At 69.4% G+C, this 15,969-nt stretch carries 20 protein-coding genes, 3 pseudogenes and 1 riboswitch; of the genes and pseudogenes, 19 read left to right on the top strand and 4 right to left on the bottom strand.

Annotated elements, in window-relative coordinates; translation table 11 throughout:
• From glnQ to KBB57_RS18865, 10 genes and pseudogenes are all read left to right on the top strand, one after another.
• Positions 1-152 (top strand): annotated as a pseudogene (gene glnQ, locus KBB57_RS18910) (glutamine ABC transporter ATP-binding protein GlnQ); the annotation flags it as partial.
• An 11-nt stretch (positions 153-163) separates the two neighbouring features.
• On the top strand, positions 164-508 hold the full coding sequence (locus tag KBB57_RS18905; protein ID WP_290753639.1) for a RidA family protein: 345 nt from the start codon (positions 164-166) through the stop codon (positions 506-508).
• Between the two features lie 47 nt (positions 509-555).
• Complete coding sequence (locus tag KBB57_RS18900) at positions 556-852, top strand: ABC transporter permease subunit (protein ID WP_290753636.1); 297 nt, start codon at positions 556-558, stop codon at positions 850-852.
• A gap of 48 nt (positions 853-900) precedes the next feature.
• Complete coding sequence (locus KBB57_RS18895) at positions 901-1,770, top strand: dihydrodipicolinate synthase family protein (protein ID WP_290753634.1); 870 nt, start codon at positions 901-903, stop codon at positions 1,768-1,770.
• Positions 1,771-1,821: 51 nt separating this feature from the next.
• Positions 1,822-2,073 (top strand): FAD-dependent oxidoreductase, encoded by a 252-nt coding sequence (locus tag KBB57_RS18890; RefSeq protein WP_290753632.1) that lies wholly within the window; start codon positions 1,822-1,824, stop codon positions 2,071-2,073.
• Positions 2,070-3,041, top strand: a complete 972-nt coding sequence (locus KBB57_RS18885) for a DMT family transporter (RefSeq protein ID WP_290753629.1) — start codon at positions 2,070-2,072, stop codon at positions 3,039-3,041. The genes KBB57_RS18890 and KBB57_RS18885 overlap by 4 nt, the downstream gene beginning before the upstream one ends.
• Positions 3,042-3,061: 20 nt before the next feature.
• A complete protein-coding gene (locus KBB57_RS18880) occupies positions 3,062-3,322 on the top strand; it encodes an aldehyde dehydrogenase family protein (RefSeq protein WP_290753626.1) in 261 nt (86 codons plus the stop codon).
• On the top strand, positions 3,319-3,525 hold the full coding sequence (locus tag KBB57_RS18875; protein ID WP_290753641.1) for a hypothetical protein: 207 nt from the start codon (positions 3,319-3,321) through the stop codon (positions 3,523-3,525). The genes KBB57_RS18880 and KBB57_RS18875 overlap by 4 nt, the downstream gene beginning before the upstream one ends.
• Positions 3,438-3,659, top strand: a pseudogene (locus KBB57_RS18870) (aldehyde dehydrogenase family protein); the annotation flags it as partial. The gene KBB57_RS18875 and the pseudogene KBB57_RS18870, both read left to right, overlap by 88 nt.
• A 61-nt stretch (positions 3,660-3,720) precedes the next feature.
• Positions 3,721-4,107, top strand: coding sequence for a proline racemase family protein (locus KBB57_RS18865; RefSeq protein ID WP_290753623.1), 387 nt, complete (start codon positions 3,721-3,723; stop codon positions 4,105-4,107).
• A gap of 3 nt (positions 4,108-4,110) precedes the next feature.
• On the opposite strand, the gene KBB57_RS18860 is transcribed toward KBB57_RS18865, so the two are convergent.
• Positions 4,111-4,677, bottom strand: coding sequence for a cupin domain-containing protein (locus KBB57_RS18860; RefSeq protein ID WP_290753621.1), 567 nt, complete (start codon positions 4,675-4,677; stop codon positions 4,111-4,113).
• A gap of 125 nt (positions 4,678-4,802) precedes the next feature.
• Between KBB57_RS18860 and KBB57_RS18855 the strand changes: the two genes are divergently transcribed.
• The 9 genes from KBB57_RS18855 (at position 4,803) to KBB57_RS18820 (ending at position 11,555) form a co-directional block, all read left to right on the top strand.
• On the top strand, positions 4,803-4,994 hold the full coding sequence (locus KBB57_RS18855) for a hypothetical protein (RefSeq protein WP_290753620.1): 192 nt from the start codon (positions 4,803-4,805) through the stop codon (positions 4,992-4,994).
• Positions 4,991-6,289 (top strand): D-amino acid dehydrogenase, encoded by a 1,299-nt coding sequence (locus tag KBB57_RS18850; RefSeq protein WP_290753618.1) that lies wholly within the window; start codon positions 4,991-4,993, stop codon positions 6,287-6,289. Before KBB57_RS18855 ends, KBB57_RS18850 begins: the two co-directional genes overlap by 4 nt.
• The gene (locus KBB57_RS18845; RefSeq protein WP_290753615.1) at positions 6,286-6,663 is read left to right on the top strand and encodes a RidA family protein; all 378 of its coding nucleotides are present in this window, start codon (positions 6,286-6,288) and stop codon (positions 6,661-6,663) included. Before KBB57_RS18850 ends, KBB57_RS18845 begins: the two co-directional genes overlap by 4 nt.
• Positions 6,664-6,888: 225 nt before the next feature.
• Entirely contained in the window at positions 6,889-6,966 is a 78-nt protein-coding gene (locus tag KBB57_RS20165) for a hypothetical protein (protein ID WP_367272723.1), read from the top strand.
• A 263-nt stretch (positions 6,967-7,229) separates the two neighbouring features.
• A riboswitch (cobalamin riboswitch) is annotated at positions 7,230-7,429 on the top strand.
• Positions 7,430-7,561: 132 nt separating this feature from the next.
• Positions 7,562-8,569: an ABC transporter substrate-binding protein gene (locus KBB57_RS18840; protein WP_290753612.1), complete on the top strand. Its 1,008-nt coding sequence runs from the start codon at positions 7,562-7,564 to the stop codon at positions 8,567-8,569.
• A 10-nt stretch (positions 8,570-8,579) separates the two neighbouring features.
• Entirely contained in the window at positions 8,580-9,587 is a 1,008-nt protein-coding gene (locus KBB57_RS18835; protein WP_290753610.1) for an iron ABC transporter permease, read from the top strand.
• Positions 9,584-10,372 (top strand): ABC transporter ATP-binding protein, encoded by a 789-nt coding sequence (locus KBB57_RS18830; protein WP_290753607.1) that lies wholly within the window; start codon positions 9,584-9,586, stop codon positions 10,370-10,372. Before KBB57_RS18835 ends, KBB57_RS18830 begins: the two co-directional genes overlap by 4 nt.
• A complete protein-coding gene (locus KBB57_RS18825; RefSeq protein ID WP_290753605.1) occupies positions 10,369-10,788 on the top strand; it encodes a pseudoazurin in 420 nt (139 codons plus the stop codon). Before KBB57_RS18830 ends, KBB57_RS18825 begins: the two co-directional genes overlap by 4 nt.
• Positions 10,785-11,555 (top strand): class I SAM-dependent methyltransferase, encoded by a 771-nt coding sequence (locus KBB57_RS18820; RefSeq protein WP_290753602.1) that lies wholly within the window; start codon positions 10,785-10,787, stop codon positions 11,553-11,555. The genes KBB57_RS18825 and KBB57_RS18820 overlap by 4 nt, the downstream gene beginning before the upstream one ends.
• 213 nt (positions 11,556-11,768) lie before the next feature.
• Here the strand turns inward: KBB57_RS18820 and KBB57_RS18815 are convergent, their stop codons facing one another.
• The 3 genes and pseudogenes from KBB57_RS18815 to KBB57_RS18805 all read right to left on the bottom strand — a co-directional run.
• On the bottom strand, positions 11,769-12,851 hold the full coding sequence (locus KBB57_RS18815; RefSeq protein ID WP_290753599.1) for a hybrid-cluster NAD(P)-dependent oxidoreductase: 1,083 nt from the start codon (positions 12,849-12,851) through the stop codon (positions 11,769-11,771).
• A 4-nt stretch (positions 12,852-12,855) separates the two neighbouring features.
• Positions 12,856-15,417: an FAD-dependent oxidoreductase gene (locus KBB57_RS18810; protein WP_290753596.1), complete on the bottom strand. Its 2,562-nt coding sequence runs from the start codon at positions 15,415-15,417 to the stop codon at positions 12,856-12,858.
• Positions 15,418-15,495: 78 nt separating this feature from the next.
• A pseudogene (locus tag KBB57_RS18805) lies at positions 15,496-15,969 on the bottom strand (bifunctional methylenetetrahydrofolate dehydrogenase/methenyltetrahydrofolate cyclohydrolase); the annotation flags it as partial.

Here is a 15,969-nt window from a genome sequence, read left to right as displayed (position 1 = left end):
CCCACGAGATGGGCTTCGCCCGCAAGGTCGCCGACCGGGTCATCTTCATGGACGCCGGCGAGATCGTCGAGGAGGCGGATCCCGAGACCTTCTTCGGCGCGCCGAAGAACGAGCGGACCATCCGTTTTCTCTCGCAGGTTCTCGGCCACTGAGGAGCCATCCGATGCCCATCCAGCGTTTCGAGCCGAGCGGCCGCATGAGCGCCGCCGTCGTCCACGGCGACACCGTCTACCTCTCCGGCCAGGTCGGCGCCGGCGCGACGGTGGCCGAGCAGACCCGCGACGCGCTTGCCAGGGTCGAGCGCCTGCTCGGCCTCGCCGGCTCGGACAAGGCCTCGATCCTGTCGGTGCAGGTCTGGCTCGCGTCGATGGACGATTTCGCCGCGATGAACGCCGTTTTTGACGCCTGGGTCGACAAGGAAAACCAGCCCGCCCGCGCCTGCGGCGAGTCTCGCCTCGCGCGTCGGGAGCTTCGCGTGGAGATCCTGGTGATCGCAGCGAGGCATTGATCCGGGGTGGAATTCGGTTCGTCGCGGATGTGGGCCTGGACGCCTGCGTGGCGCTCGGCCTGCCGCGACGGGCGCGGATCCTCGAGGTGATCCTGCCCCAGGCGGTGCTTCGCGCCGTGCCGCCGCCGCTCTCGAACGCCATCAGCCTGTTCAAGGAAAGCGCGCTCGTCTCGGCCGTCGGCGTCGCGGACCTGATGTTCATCGGCCAGAACATCTCGAACAACACGGCAAAGCCGGTCGAGGTTCTGACCATCGTCGCCCTCATCTACTTCGTCATCGCCTTCCCGTTGATCCGCCTCGTCACGCGTGTCGAGCAGAAGATGCTGAAGAAGGTCGCCGCCTGACGCCTTCCTTCCTTCCCTCGTCCTCCCCCTCCTGAAAGGACCACTGCCATGAAGCTTGCCGGCGTCATGCCCGCCCTCGTCACGCCCTTCGACGCGAATGGCGAGATCGACTTCCCCGCCTTCGAGAAACACCTGACCGCGCTGCGCGCCGCCGGCGTTTCCGGCTGGGTGCCCTGCGGCTCCTCGGGCGAGTACAACTTCATGTCCGACGCCGAGCGCGGATCCGTGCTCCGGTTCGTCAAGGACTTCGCCGGGCCGGACGAGGTCCTGATCGCCGGCACCAACGCGCCGCACACCAAGGGCGTCATCGCCAACACGCGGCGGGCCAAGGAAATCGGCTATGACACCGTGCTCCTCGCCACACCCTTCTACACCAAGCCGACCGATGACGAGCTGCTGGGCCATTTCAAGGCGGTGCTCGACGCGGTGGACGTGAACATCGTCCTCTACTCCTACCCGGGCAAGGACGGTATCGAGATATCCTACGACGCGCTCGCCGACCATCCGCGCGTCATCGGCATCAAGGAGAGCTCGGGCGTGCTGCAACGGGCGATCGGCATCGCCACCCGCTACAAGGACCGCGTCCAGCTCGTTTCCGGCTGGGACGACATCGCCCTCGACTTCATGCTCTGGGGCGCCGACAGCTGGATCTGCGGTCCGGCCAACTGCATGGCCAAGGCCTGCGTCGACCTCGACCGCGCCTGGCGCGCCGGCGACATCGAAGCCGCCAAGGCGAAGTTCGCCAAGCTCTACGGCGCGATGAACATTCTCGAGTCGGGCAAGTTCGTGCAGAAGCTGAAGTTCGGCTGCGAGGTTCAGGGCACGCCCGTCGGCGAGTGCCGCGCCCCGCTCGGGCCTCTGACCGAGGCGGAGAAGGCCGAGTTCCGCAAGGCGATGGAGCCGATCCTCGCCTGGTAACGACTTGGCGCGGGCGAGCACAGGCCCGCGCATCTTCAATGGGGAAGCGACATGACCACCGTCGTCGTCGTCGGAGCGGGAATCATCGGGGTCGCCATCGCCCCCGACCTCCAGAGGCGCGGCCGCGACGCCGTGCTCGTCGACCGGGGCCCGGTCGGGATGGGCGCCTCCTGCGGCAACATGGCCTCGATCGCGGCGACCGAGATCATGCCCGCCTCCCGTCCCGCGGTTTCACGCGAAGTATCTGACCCGCGACTCCCCCTCGTAACCGGCATCGCGACGCCCAAGGCCTCATCCAGATGAAGAACGACAACCTCCGCGCCACGGCCATCCTGGCTCTCGCGATGCTCGTCTTCGCGATCGAGGATGCGTTCATCAAGGTGCTGGCGAGCGAGCTGCCCGTCTCGGAGGTGCTGGGGATGATCGCGCTCGTCGGGGTCGTCGTCTTTGGCGGGCTACTGCGCGTCCGGGGAGAGCGGTTCTGGACGTGGGAACTGCTCGTCCCCGCCGTCGTGATGCGCAACGTGACAGAGGCGATCGCGTCGGTCGCGATCGTGCTCGCCCTGGCGCTGACCGAGCTTTCGACGACCGCGGCGATCCTGCAGGCGACGCCACTCTTTCTCACCCTTGGCGCGGTCGTCTGGCTGAAGGAGCCGGTCGGCTGGCGGCGCTCGACCGCCATCGCGCTTGGCTTTCTCGGCGTCCTCATGGTGATCCGGCCGGGCCTCGACGGCTTCCAGCCGGCCTCGCTCTGGGCGGTGTTCGCGGCGGCGGGCTTCGCGGTGCGCGATCTCGTCACCCGACGCGTTCCCGCCGGCATGGGTTCGTTGCAGCTCTCCGCCGCCGCCTTCGTCGCGCTGCTCGTCGCGTCGGCGCTGATGGCGCTGTTTCTCGGCGAGACGCCGGTGCTGCTCGATGGCCGGCAGGCGGGATTGATGCTCGGCTGCGGCGTCGTCACCGTGACGGGCTACGCGCTCCTCGTCACCGCCACCCGCGCCGGCGAGGCCTCGGTGCTCGCGCCGGTCCGCTATACCCGCCTCGTCTTCGCACTGGTCCTGGCGGTGATGATCTTCGGCGAGCGGCTGGACCCGCTGACGATCGCCGGCGCCGCGATCATTGTCGGCTCGGGTTGCTACACCGTCTGGCGCGAGGCGCGCCTCGGCCGCCGCCGCGCCCCGGCCCCGTTGCCGGCCGGCGCCGCCCCTGCCTCCCACTCCCATCCCCATCCAACCCGGTCAACGCCCGGCGCCTCCGGACCGAAGGCGCCGTGACCCGAGCCCTGCGAGGAACCATGCAAACCAAACTCTTCATCGACGGCGGCTGGGTCGCCGCCGCCAACAGCTTCCCGGTCGTCAACCCGGCGACGGAAGAAGTCGTCCACCACATCCCCGCCGCCTCGGCCGCCGACGCCGACGCCGCCGTCCGCGCCGCCCGCGCGGCCTTCGACGCCGGGCCCTGGCCGCGGATGACCGGCGCGGAGCGCGCGGTCATCCGCGGGCGATGGCGCAGGGGATCCGGGACCGTCTGCCCGAACTCGCCCGGCTCGAGGTGATCGACAACGGCAAGCCCTTGCCCGAGGCCGAATGGGACCTCGCCGACGCCGCGGGCTGCTTCGACTTCTACGCCGATCTCGCCGAGGAGCTGGACGGCGAGGTCGAGGAGATCGGCTGTCCGACGCCCGCTTCACCTCGAAGGCGGTACGCGAGCCGCTCGGCGTCGCCGTCGGCATCGTACCCTGGAACTACCCGCGGCTGATGGCCGTCTGGAAGGTCGCGCCCGCGCTCGCCGCCGGCTGCGCGATGGTGCTGAAGCCCTCCGAATGGACCTCGCTTACCGCGCTGGAGCTCGGGTCCATCGCCGAGGCGGCCGGCCTGCCCCGGGGCGTGCTCAACATCGTCACCGGGCTCGGGGCCGAGGTCGGCCAGGCGCTGGTCGACCAGCCTCGACAACGTGCCGGCCTTCGTCCAGCAGCTCGACGCGGCCGTGGAGACCCCGAAATGGGGCAGGATCAAGGCCGACATCGCCTTCGGCGGCGTGTTCTACGCCCGGACCGACGTCGACCAGATCGGCCTCGGCATCGTCCCCGAGGCCGCCCGGGCGCTGGCCGAGGCGGGGACGGAGATCAAGTCGCTGCTCCGGGACCAGATCGCGGTGGAACATCCCGAGATCCCGAGCCTCGACGAGATCGCCTATGTGATGTTCCGCGCGTACCAGCCGGACGGCTCGGTCGTCACCTGCGCCACGCTGAAGCCGGGCCGCGTCGACCGCTCGCCCCGCGGCACCGGCAGTTCGGCGCGGCTGGCGCTCATGCATGCTATCCGCGCGCTCTTTGCCTGACGCTCAGAAGCTCGGCGGCGCGCAGGCGCTGACAACCTCGCAGGGCTCGGCGCCGACGCAGCGGAAGCGGTGCGGGCGGCGGCTCTCGAAGCAATAGGCGTCGCCCGGGCCGAGGATGCGCCGCTCGTCCTCGACCATGACCTCCAGCCGGCCGGAGATGATGACGCCGCCCTCCTCGCCCTCGTGGCTGAGCGGCACCTTTCCGGTATCCGCCTCCGGCTGGTAGCATTCCTTCAGGATCTGCAGCGCGCGGCCGAACATCGTCTCCCCGACCTGGCGGTAGGAGACGGGCCCCTTGCCGATCTCCACCAGCTCCTCCGCCGCGTAGAAGGCCTTGCGCGGCCGGTCTGGCTCGAAGGCGAAGAACTCGGCGAGCCCGATCGGGATCCCGTCGAGGATGCGCTTCAACGCCCCAACCGACGGGTTCGTGCCGTTCGATTCGATCAGCGAGATCGTGGAATTGGTGACGCCGGCGCGCTTGGCCAGCTCGCGCTGCGAGAGGCCGCGCAGCATCCGCAGATGCCGCAGCCGGCCGCCGATGTCGACCTGAGTCGCGGAGGGTGTTCGCACTGTTCGACATTCCGTAAACTGGTATTTTTCATCCTGTCATTTCAGCGGGTTGAACTCAATCAGAAAAGGGCTTGTTTGCCGAACCCCGACATGGCCTTTACCCCCATCAACCAGGAGAGACCGCCATGCCGCCCGACCGTCCGAACGCGCCCGAGGCCGCCGCCGGCGGCTTCGTCGATCTGACCGGTCCGCGGAACGCCGTCGACGCCGTCGCCACCGCGGCCGGCACGATCGGCTATGAGATCCTCACCTCGCTCGGCGGCCGCCATGCGCGCTCCCATGTCGACGCGTCCCAGGCAGAAAGGCGGAGCGCATGAAGATCGTCATCCTCGGCAGCGGTGTCATCGGCACGACCAGCGCCTGGTATCTCTCCGCCGCCGGCCATGAGGTTACCGTTCTCGACCGCCAGCCCGGCCCCGCGCTCGAGACGAGCTTCGCCAACGCCGGCGAGGTCTCGCCCGGCTACGCCTCGCCCTGGGCCGGCCCCGGGATTCCGGTGAAGGCGATCAAATGGATGATGATGCGCCACGCTCCGCTCCTCATCCACCCACACCGCGACCCGGCCTTCTGGCGCTTCGGCCTCGCGATGCTCCGGAACTGCACCGCCGCGCGCTACGCGGTGAACAAGAGCCGGATGGTGCCGATCGCCGAATACAGCCGCGACATGCTGAAGGCGCTCCGCGCCGAGACCGGCATCACCTATGACGAGCGGATGCAGGGCACGCTCCAGCTCTTCCGGACCGACAAGCTGATGGCGGGCGCGGCCAAGGACGTGAAGGTCCTGAACGGGCTCGGCGTCCCGAACGCCCTCCTCGATCCCGCCGGCTGCATCGCCGTCGAGCCGGCGCTGGCGCGGGTGCGGGAGAAGTTCGTCGGCGGGCTGCAACTGCCCAATGACGAGACCGGCGACTGCTTCAAGTTCACGGGCGCGCTGCGCGACCTCGCGAGCGCCCGCGGCGTCGACTTCCGCTACGGCGTGACGATCGAGCGCCTCGTCGCCGAGGGCGACCGCCTGACCGGCGTCCAGACCAGCGCCGGCCTCGTCAGCGGCGACGCCTATGTGCTGGCGCTCGGCAGCTATTCGCCGCTGATGCTGCGGGAGCACGGCATCGACCTGCCGGTCTACCCGGTCAAGGGCTACTCGCTGACCGTGCCGATCACCGATCCGGCCGGCGCGCCGGAATCGACGGTGATGGACGAGAAGCACAAGGTGGCGATCACCCGGCTCGGCGACCGCATCCGCGTCGGCGGCATGGCCGAGCTCGACGGCTATTCGACCGAGCTGCACGCGCGACGCAGGAACACGCTCGAGCACGTCGTCTGCGATCTCTACCCGGCCGGCGGCGACGCGAAGGCGGGATCGTTCTGGGCCGGCCACCGGCCGATGACCCCGGACGGCCCGCCGGTGATCGGCCGCGCCAGGTACCGCAACCTCTGGCTCAACACCGGCCACGGCACCCTCGGCTGGACAATGGCCTGCGGCTCCGGCGCCGTCCTCGCCGACCTCGTCTCCGGTCGCGCCCCGGCGATCGACGCCCGCCCGCTCGACCTCGACCGCTACACCGCCGCCGGCAAGGCGCTCACCACCGACAGGAAGAAAGCCCGCGCATGATCCCGATCAACACTTCCGGCGCCCCCGCCGCCATCGGACCCTACTGCCACGCCGTCAAGGTCGGGAACCTGCTCTTCACTTCGGGCCAGATCCCGCTCGATCTCGCCGGCGACATGCCGTCGGGCATCGAGGCGCAGACCGAGCAGGTGTTCGACAACCTCGCCGCCGTCCTCGCCGAGGCCGGTTCGAGCCTCGACCGCGTGGTGAAGGCGACGGTCTTCGTCACCGACCTCGGCGACTTCGCCAAGCTGAACGCGGTCTACGAGAAGCGCTTCGGCGGCCACAAGCCGGCACGCTCGACAGTTCAGGTCGCGGCGCTCCCGCGCGGCGCCTCGGTCGAGATCGAACTCGTCGTCCAGTTGGGCGATGCCTGACCGCGCCAAACCACTGTCCGCGAGACAGCAATGGAGGAAACACCTCATGATGGCCCCTCGCTTTGGTGGACACCTTTGTTGAGCCTGTGTGGGCATGGAGGTGTTGAATGGCGAAGACGAGGCGGGGGTTTTCCCCCGGGTTCAGACGAGAGGCGGTAGCGCTGCTGGAAAGCAGCGGTCGACCCCCGCCGCTACGCCAAGGGCATCCAGGTCAGCGACACCGAAATGGCCAGCCTCAACATCCAGGGCGACGAGTTCCACCCAGAGTGGAACTACACCATCCCTCCACGACGCCAGACATGAAGCACCCATTGCCGCGGGTGTCCTAAGGCGGCGACGAGCCCAAGGCGGATGGTGTCGTCCTCGGGTCGAACTGCGACGGCGTCTGTCCCGGCAATCTTCGGCTGGATCCAGTCCTCGCGGAGCTCGACCGGCGGAGTGCGGTCGTCTTCATCCATCCGACCTCCCCGAACTGCCCCGGCTGTCCGTCATCAGAAGGAAGCGGGATACTGAGCTCGCAGCCCTGGGGATCCGAGCGGACGTTCGTTGACAGGCGGATCGCGGGGTGGCATTCGGGACAGGCCGGTGTCCGCAAGGACGAAGAGGGAATCCGGAAGCCCGCGTCAGCGGGCCAGACCGGAGCCGCCCCCGCGACTGTACGCGGCGAGGGACCTGCCGAGATGCCACTGGGGCGAGAGCCTCGGGAAGGTGCGCAGGCCCCCGCGACCCGCAAGCCAGGAGACCTGCCGGCGCAGGAACCGTAACCCGGGCGGGGTAGCCCGGAGGGGGATGGGATGCGCACCGCTGTCTCGCCGTCGGCCCATTGTGTCCGTCCGTTCGGGCGGCGCGGTGGCCGTGACCTCTCCAGAGCACACCCGGCCAGTCCGATGGAGAGACCATGCGCGCCCTCTGCTGCCTCGCGGCTCTGACGACCTTCGCCACCGCCGCCCAGGCGGAAGCCACCAAGTACCCGCTGACGCTCGACAACTGCGGCGTCGAGGTGACCTTTGACAAGGCGCCTGCCACCACCGTCTCGCTCGGGCAGACGGCGACCGAGATCCTCTATTCGCTCGACCTCGCCGACAAGGTCGCCGGCACCGGCGTGTGGTTCTCCGACGTGCTGCCCGAGTTCGCCGAAGTGAACGCCAAGGTCGAGCGCCTGGCCGACAACGATCCCTCGTTCGAGAGCATCGTGGCCAAGCGGCCGGACGTGGTCATCGCGCAGTACGAGTGGCACGTCGGACCGCAGGGGATAGTCGCCACCCGCGAGCAGTTCGGCGACCTCGGGATCGCGACCTACATCCTGCCGACCGACTGCGTCGGCAAGGACAACACGGTCGGTAGCGACGGCACCCGCCTCGAGCCCTTCACCACCGAGGTGCTCTACGACACGATCACCGAGCTCGGCTGGATCTTCGATGTCCAGGACAAGGCCGGGGGTCTCGTCGCAGACCTTCGCGCCCGTGAGGCGAGCGCCAGGGAGAAGGTCGCCGCGATGAAGATCGACGACATCTCGGCGGCCTTCTGGTTCTCCAGCCCCGAGCTCGACCTCGACCCCTACGTCGCCGGCCGGAAGGGCGCGCCGGGCTACATCCTGAGCGTGCTCGGGGTGGAGAACGTCGTCCAGTCCGACGAGGAATGGCCGACCGTCGGCTGGGAGACGATCGCGCGGGCGAACCCGACCGTGATCGTCGCCGCCGAGATGACCCGCCGCCGCTTCGAGGCCGACGACATCGAGAAGAAGAAGGCCTTCCTCGCCTCCGACCCGGTCACCAGCCAGATGGAAGCGGTGAAGAACGACCGCGTCGTCGTGATGACCTCGGATTCGATGGAGCCCGGCATCCGCGTCGTCGGCGGCCTCGAGCAGCTCGCCGACGCGCTCGCCTCCTACGGCCTCGCCAATTGAGGCCCGCCGGGTGAACCCTTGGGTCGCCACCGTGCTCGCGGCGCTCGCGATCCTCGCCGCGCTCGCCCTCGGGGCGGCGCTCGGCGAGACCGCGATCCCGCTTTCGACGGTCGCGAAGACGGCGGCCAACCAGATCTTCGGCGCGGGCTATCCGGTCGATGCGATCGACGCCGGCATCGTCTGGAACTACCGCCTCGCCCGCGCCGCGGTCGCCGCCTGCTGCGGCGTGGCGCTGGCGCTCTCCGGCGTCGTGCTGCAGGCGCTTCTGCGCAACGCGCTCGCCGACCCCTACATCCTCGGCATCTCGGCCGGCGCCTCGACCGGGGCGGTCGCGGTGGCCATCCTCGGGCTCGGGGCGGGGCTCGTCTCGCTCTCGATGGGGGCCTTCGCCGGCGCGCTCCTCGCCTTCGGCGTGGTCGCGCTTCTCGCCCGCGCGGCCGGCAGCGGCGCGGGCGCGATCATCCTCGCGGGGATCGCCGGGTCGCAGCTCTTCAACGCGATTACCTCCTTCATCGTCGCCCGCTCCGCCAATGCCGAACAGGCGCGCGGCATCATGTTCTGGCTGCTCGGCAACCTCTCGGGCGCGCGCTGGCCCGACGTGACGCTGGCGCTCCCGGTCGTCGTCCTCGGCGCCGTCGTCTGCCTGTGGCAGACCCGGGCGCTCGACGCCTTCACCTTCGGCGCCGACAGCGCCGCCTCGCTCGGCGTGCCGGTGCGGCTGACCCAAGGGCTGCTGATCGGCGTCGGGGCGCTGATGACCGCGGTCATGGTGTCGCTCGTCGGCTCCATCGGCTTCGTCGGCCTCGTCATCCCGCACGCCGCGCGCTTTCTCGTCGGCGCCCGCCACGGCCGCCTCGTGCCGGCCTCCGCCGTCCTCGGCGCGGTCTTCCTCGTCGCCTGCGACATCGCGAGCCGGATCATCATCCCCGGTCAGGTGGTGCCGATCGGCGTCGTCACCGCGCTGATCGGGGCGCCGGCCTTCGCCTTCATCCTCGTCCGCGCCCGGCGCTTCGCATGAGCTTCGCCGCCACCACGCTCGGCCGCGACGCCGGCGGCCGCGCCATCCTCGACGGCGTGGACATCGCCGTCACCCCCGGCGAGCGGCTCGGCATCGTCGGCCCGAACGGATCGGGCAAGTCGACGCTCCTGCGCCTTCTCGCCGGCATCGACCGGCCCTGCCGCGGCGAGGTGATGCTCGACGGCACGCCGATGCGCCAGCTCTCCCGACGCGCCGTCGCCCGGCGCCTCGCCTTCGTCGAGCAGCAGGCCGAGACCGCCGAGCGCCTGACCGTTCGCGATGCCGTGGAGCTCGGCCGCACGCCGCATCTCGACGCGCTGCGCCCCTTCGGCCCAACCGACCGCGCGATCGTCGAGGCCGCGCTGGCGCGGGTCGACATGACACCCCTCGCCGCGCGCCTCTGGCACACCCTCTCGGGCGGCGAACGCCAGCGCACCCATATCGCCCGGGCCCTGGCGCAGGAGCCGGCCGTGCTCCTCCTCGACGAGCCGACCAACCATCTCGACATCCGCCACCAGATCGCGCTGCTGGCGCTGATCCGCCGCCTGCCGGTGACGGCGGTGATGGCGCTGCACGACCTCAACCACGCCTGCCTCTACTGCGACCGGGTGCTGCTCCTGCGCCGCGGGCGGGTCGCCGCCCTCGGGCCGCCCGCCGAGGTGCTGACGCCGGCGACGATCCGCGCCGTCTTCGGCGTCGAGGTCGCGGTCCACATCGATCCCGAGGACGGGGCGCGCAGCCTCCTCGTCAAGGGCCACATTCCCTTCGAGGAGACCCTGCCATGAAACTTGCCGTCGCCGCCCTGCTGCTCGCCGCCACTCCGGCCGCGGCCGAGACCTTCGAGGTCAGAATGCTGAACCGCGGCGAGGCGGGGCCGATGGTCTACGAGCCCGACTTCCTCCGCCTCGCGCCCGGCGACAGGGTGAAGTTCTACGTGGCGAGCGGCGGCCACAACGCCGCCACCATCGAGGGTATGGCGCCGGAAGGGGCGGCGCCGTTCAAGGGCCAGATCAACGAGGAGCTGGAGCTGACCCTGACCACCGAGGGCCTCTATGGCGTCAAGTGCTCGCCGCACTATGCCATGGGCATGGTGATGCTGATCGCCGTGGGCGACGCCGATCCGGCGGCCCTCGCGATCCCGGAAGCGGTGCCGGACCGGGCCCGGAAGCGGTTCGAAGCGATCGTCGAGGCAGCCAGATGATTGCGAACCACGGTCTCGTCGAGGACATCCGCGAGTACTGGTCCCACCGGGCCGAGACTTTCGACCGCGCCTTCGGCCACGGGATCGCGCCGGGCCAGGAGGCCGCGGCCTGGGCGAGGCCGATGCGAGAGCATCTCGGCCCCGCCCCGCGGCGCGTGCTCGAACTCGCGTGCGGCACCGGCGAAGTGACCCGTCTCATCCACGATCTCGGACATGACGTGACCGGACTCGACTTCTGCGAACCGATGCTGGCCAAGGCCCGGGCCAAGCACGCCGGCAAGCCGCGCCTGCGCTTCGTCCACGCCGATGCCGGCCGGACAATGGAGCCCGATGCGCGTTACGACGCGGTGGTCTGCCGGCACCTCGTCTGGACGCTGACCGATCCGCCCGCGGCGTTCGCGGACTGGGTTCGCATCCTGCGGCCCGGCGGGCGGCTCCTCGTCTACGACGGCGACTGGACCAGGCCCGCGCCCGCCGGCCGTTCGGCCGCCTGGATTCTGGCGCGCTGGGAGAAGTTCGCTCCTGACGCCTATTATGACGGCGCGATGAATGCGCGGCATGCCTCCATCATGCAGCGGCTGCCGTTCAGCGAAGGGCTTACGTTCGACCGCCTCTCCCCGCTGCTGCGCGATGCCGGCTTTGCCGGCATTCGCGAGCTGTCCCATGCACCGATTTCCCGGGCGCAACGCCGAGGACAGGGGCTGCGCAACCGGCTGCGCACCCTTGTCTACCGGCGCTTCATCGTCCTTGCCGAGAAACCCGGCTGACCCCGAAAGGACGTTCCCGTGCTCCGCAACGACGCGAAAGGTCCTCGGCCATCTGAACCGCGTCGTGCCAGGGGCATGACTCCGGACCCGCGGGCGATCCCGGCCCCGGCGGTTCATGGCGGGGATGGCTGGCTCGAGTTCGGCCGAGTTCGGTCCGGGCGGGGCCCGCCGGTGCGCTTTGCCAGGCCCGCCGAGCGGCCCCTTGAAGCCGCGTCAGGCCTCGATCTCGACCCGTCCCATCGGATGCGAGCAGCAGGCGAGGATGTAGCCGGCGGCGATGTCGTCCTCGGAGATGCCGCCGTTGTGCACCATATGCACCTCGCCCGACAGCTTCCTCGTCTTGCAGGTGCCGCAGACGCCGAAGTTGCAGCCCGAGGGGATGTTGAGCCCGGCCTGCCGCGAGATCGCGAGCACGGTGTCGGCCTCGGTGCAGGGGATCGACTTGCCACTGACGGAGAACACGACCTCGGACGCCGCCTCGGCGCTCGGCACCACGTCGTCGAGCACGGGCGCGTCGGCCGGGGTCAGCACCGGGGCCGTGAAGGTCTCCTGATGGTAGTGGTCCATGTCGAAGCCGAAGCCGATCAGCATGTCGCGGACCACCTGCATGAACGGCTCCGGTCCACAGCAATAGACCTCGCGCTCGAGGTAGTCGGGCGCCATCAGGCCGAGCATCAGCTGGTTGAACTGGCCGCGATAGCCCGACCAGGCGCCATGCGGATCGTCCTCGCGGACGACGTAGTGCAGCCGGATCGACGGCACCCGGCTCGCCATATGCTCGAGATGCCGGCGGAAGACGAGTTCCGACGGTCGCTTGGCGCATTGGACGAAACAGATGTCGGGCTTGCCGCCGATGTCCCAGCGATAGGTGGTGATCGCCATCATCGGCGTGACGCCCGAGCCGGCCGAGATCAGCAGCAGCTTGCGGTCGGGCGCGACGTCGGGAATGAAGATGCCGCCCGGCCCGATCGCCTTGACGAGGGTTCCCTCGCGGATGTTGTCGAGCATCCACCGCGTCCCGACGCTTGCCCCCGCGGCCTTGACCGTCAGCGTGATCGAGAGCGGCCGCGAGGGGCTGGACGAGATCGTGTAGGTTCGGTGGATCGTGCCGCCCGGCAGCGGCAGCTCCAGCGTCAGGAACTGGCCAGGGCGATAGTCGAACCACGCCCCCGAGGGGGAGCGGAACGAGAAGGACACGACGTCGGGACCATCGGGGACGACCGAGACGCATTCGAGCTTCTCGTCGTCCTTCCAGGCGCGGGCGCCGCCCAGGCGCGGCATCAGTTCGGAGGTCATCGGCTCAGCTCCTCGGCTTGGCGTTCTCCGGATCGTAGAGCGGCTCGTAGCCGATGCCCACGACTTCCACCGGATAGGTCTCGCCGAAATACCGCACCGCGAGCTCGCGGCCCTTCTCGCAGTAGTCGCGCGGCAGATAGGCGAGGGCGATGTTCCTGCCGATGCTCGGCCCGTAGGCGATCGAGGTGGTGAAGGACCGCCGTCCGAGCGCGTCGACCAGCGTCTCGCCGGTCCCGGGGTCGATCACCGGCAGCGTCCCGACCGGAAAGCGCGCGACGCCCGTCGCATCGACATTCCGCGTCATCACCAGCGTGCAGAGCATCGCCGGCTGGTGCGCCCGCTCCCGGTACTCGACATGCTTCGCCTTGCCGCGGAAATCCGCCTCCTTGACCTTCGGCCGCGCCAGATCGGCCTCGAGCAGGTTGTACTCGGTCAGGAGATCGGCATTCTGCAACCGCAGGCTCTTTTCCAGCCGGCGCGAGTTGGCGTAGGTCTCGACGCCGACCGCCATCACGCCGGCCCCGCGCAGCGTGTCCCAGACGGCGAGCCCGTCCTCATAGGCCATGTGCAGCTCCCAGCCCTGTTCGCCGACATAGGATATGCGGAAGGCCGAGACGTCCTTGCCGGCGATCCTGACCGGCTTGATCGCGGCGAAGGGGAAGTTCTCCTTCGACAGCCCGTCCGGGTCCTCGACCACCTTCGCGAGGTTCACCCGGGCGTTCGGCCCCCAGATGCCGATCGTCACGAACTTCTCGGCGACATCGGTGATCGTCACGTCGAAGCCTTTGTCCTGCGCCACGCGCCGCATGTAGTGATAGTCGCGCGGGCCGGCGTCGGCGCCGTTCACCATGCGGATGCGGTCGGCCATGCGGAAGGCGGTGAAGTCCGCCCGCACCATGCCCTCGTCGTCGAGGAAATGGGTGTAGATGCCCTTGCCGATATTGGCGTCGCCGCCGATCTTGGCGGCGCAGAGCCACTCCATCAGCGCGACATGGTCCGGCCCCTCGATGTCGGTCATGTGGAAATGCGACAGGTTGATGAGCCCGCAATCCTCGCTCATCGCCAGCTGCTCGGCGTTGGAGACGCGCCAGAAGTGGCGGTTGTCCCATTCGTCCTCGCGTACCGGGACCTTGTCGCCGTACTTCTCCAGCAGGTGCTCGTTGGCGGCGTAGCCATGCGCCCGCTCCCAGCCGCCGAGCTCCATGAAGTAGCCGCCGAGCGCCTTCTCGCGCTCCCAGAACGGCGAGCGGCGGATGCCGCGGCCGCCGGCGAAGGGTTCGCGCGGATGGACGGGCGGGTTGTAGATCTTCGCGGCCGTCTCGGCGCAGCGTTCCTCGATGAACTTCTCGGTCAGCGCGAACGGGTTGAACCGCGCATAGTCGATGCGCGCATGGTCGATCGCCGTCCGCCCATCGGTCATCCAGTCGGCGACGAGCTTGCCCATGCCAGGGCCGTCCTTGACCCAGATGCCGACCGCGTACCAGAGGCCGCGGACCTTCTGGCTCTCGCCCATCGAGGGGCCGCCGTCGGTGGTGGTCTGGAGGAGGCCGTTGAACGAATGACCCTCGTTGTAGCCGAGCTCGCCGAGGATCGGCGTCAGCTCCATCGCCCGCTCGAGCGGCTCGATCACCTGCTCCATGTCGAGGTCGCGCTGCGACGGCGACAGCCGCGCCTGCTCCTTTTCGAGCAGGTCGCGCGGGTGGACGAGGCGCGGATTGTGCTCCTCGTAATAGCCCCATTCGATCTGTCCGCCCTCGGCGGTCTTCGGGTCGCCGGTGTCGCGCATATAGGCGGCATTGCCCTGGTCGCGCAGCAGCGGATAGCCGATCTCGACGCCGGTGCCCGCGAACTTGTCATACGGCCCGAAGAAGGTCAGCGGATGGTCGACCGGCATCACCGGCAGGTCCTCGCCCGCCATCTCGGCGATCAGTCGCCCCCAGAGCCCGGCGCAGACCACGACATGGTCGGCCATGATCGTGCCGCGGGTGGTGACGACGCCCCTGATCCGCCCGTCCTCGATGACGAGCGACTTCGCCGAGGTGTTGGCGAAGGCCTTGAGCTTCCCCGCCGCCTCGGCCTGGTCGACGAGCTTGCCGGCGACGGTCTGCGAGCGTGGGATGACGAGCCCGGCGTCGGGGTCCCAGAGGCCGCCCTGGACGAGCTCCTCCTCGATCAGGGGGAACTTCTCCTTGATCTCGGCGGGCTCCATCAGCCGGACGCGGGTGCCGAAGGCTTTGCCTGAATCGAACTTGCGCCGGATCTCGTTCATCCGCGCATCGTCGCCGACGCGGGCGACCTCGATCCCGCCGACCCGGGCGTAGTGCCCCATCTTCTCGAAGAAATCGACCGAATAGAGCGTCGTCCAGCAGGTCAGGAAATCGTGGCTGGTCGCGTAGCAGAAGTCCGAGGCATGCGCCGTCGAGCCGATGTCGGTCGGGATGCCCGACTTGTCGATGCCGACGATGTCGTCCCATCCCCGCTCGATCAGATGGTGCGCGATCGAGGCGCCGACGATCCCGCCGAGCCCGACGATGACGACCTTCGCCTTTTCCGGAAACCCTGACATTTCTCTTTCTCCCTGCTCAGTAGCCGGACTGGTGGCCGGTGGTCGTTCCGCTGGTCGTGAAGCCTCGCGCCGCCTGGTTCACCAGAGCCGCGGCACGGGCAGGCCCCGCCGCATGTACGCGGCGACGAGCGTGTTGTGGATCAGGCACATGATGGTCATCGGTCCCACCCCGCCCGGAACCGGCGTGATGGCGCCGGCATGTCGCGAAGCTACGTCGAACTCGACGTCACCGACCAGCACCGTCTTTCCGTCGCGCTCCACCCGGTTGATGCCGACGTCGATCACCGTTGCACCCGGCTTGATCCAGTCGCCCTTGACCATCTCGGGCTGCCCCACCGCGGCGACGACGATATCGGCCGCCGCGACCTTGGCCGCCAGGTCGCGGGTCCGGGAATGGGCGATCGTGACCGTGCAGTTCTCCGCCAGCAGCAGCTGCGCCACCGGCTTGCCGACCAGGATCGACCGGCCGACGACGATCGCGTCGAGGCCGGACAGGTTGCCCCGCGCGGCGCGCAGCAGCATGAGGCAGCCGAGCGGCGTGCAGGAGACGAG

It is taken from the genome of Amaricoccus sp., assembly GCF_017993425.1.
Classification (GTDB): Bacteria; Pseudomonadota; Alphaproteobacteria; order Rhodobacterales; family Rhodobacteraceae; genus Amaricoccus.
This window is presented reverse-complemented; position numbering and strand designations above follow the sequence as displayed.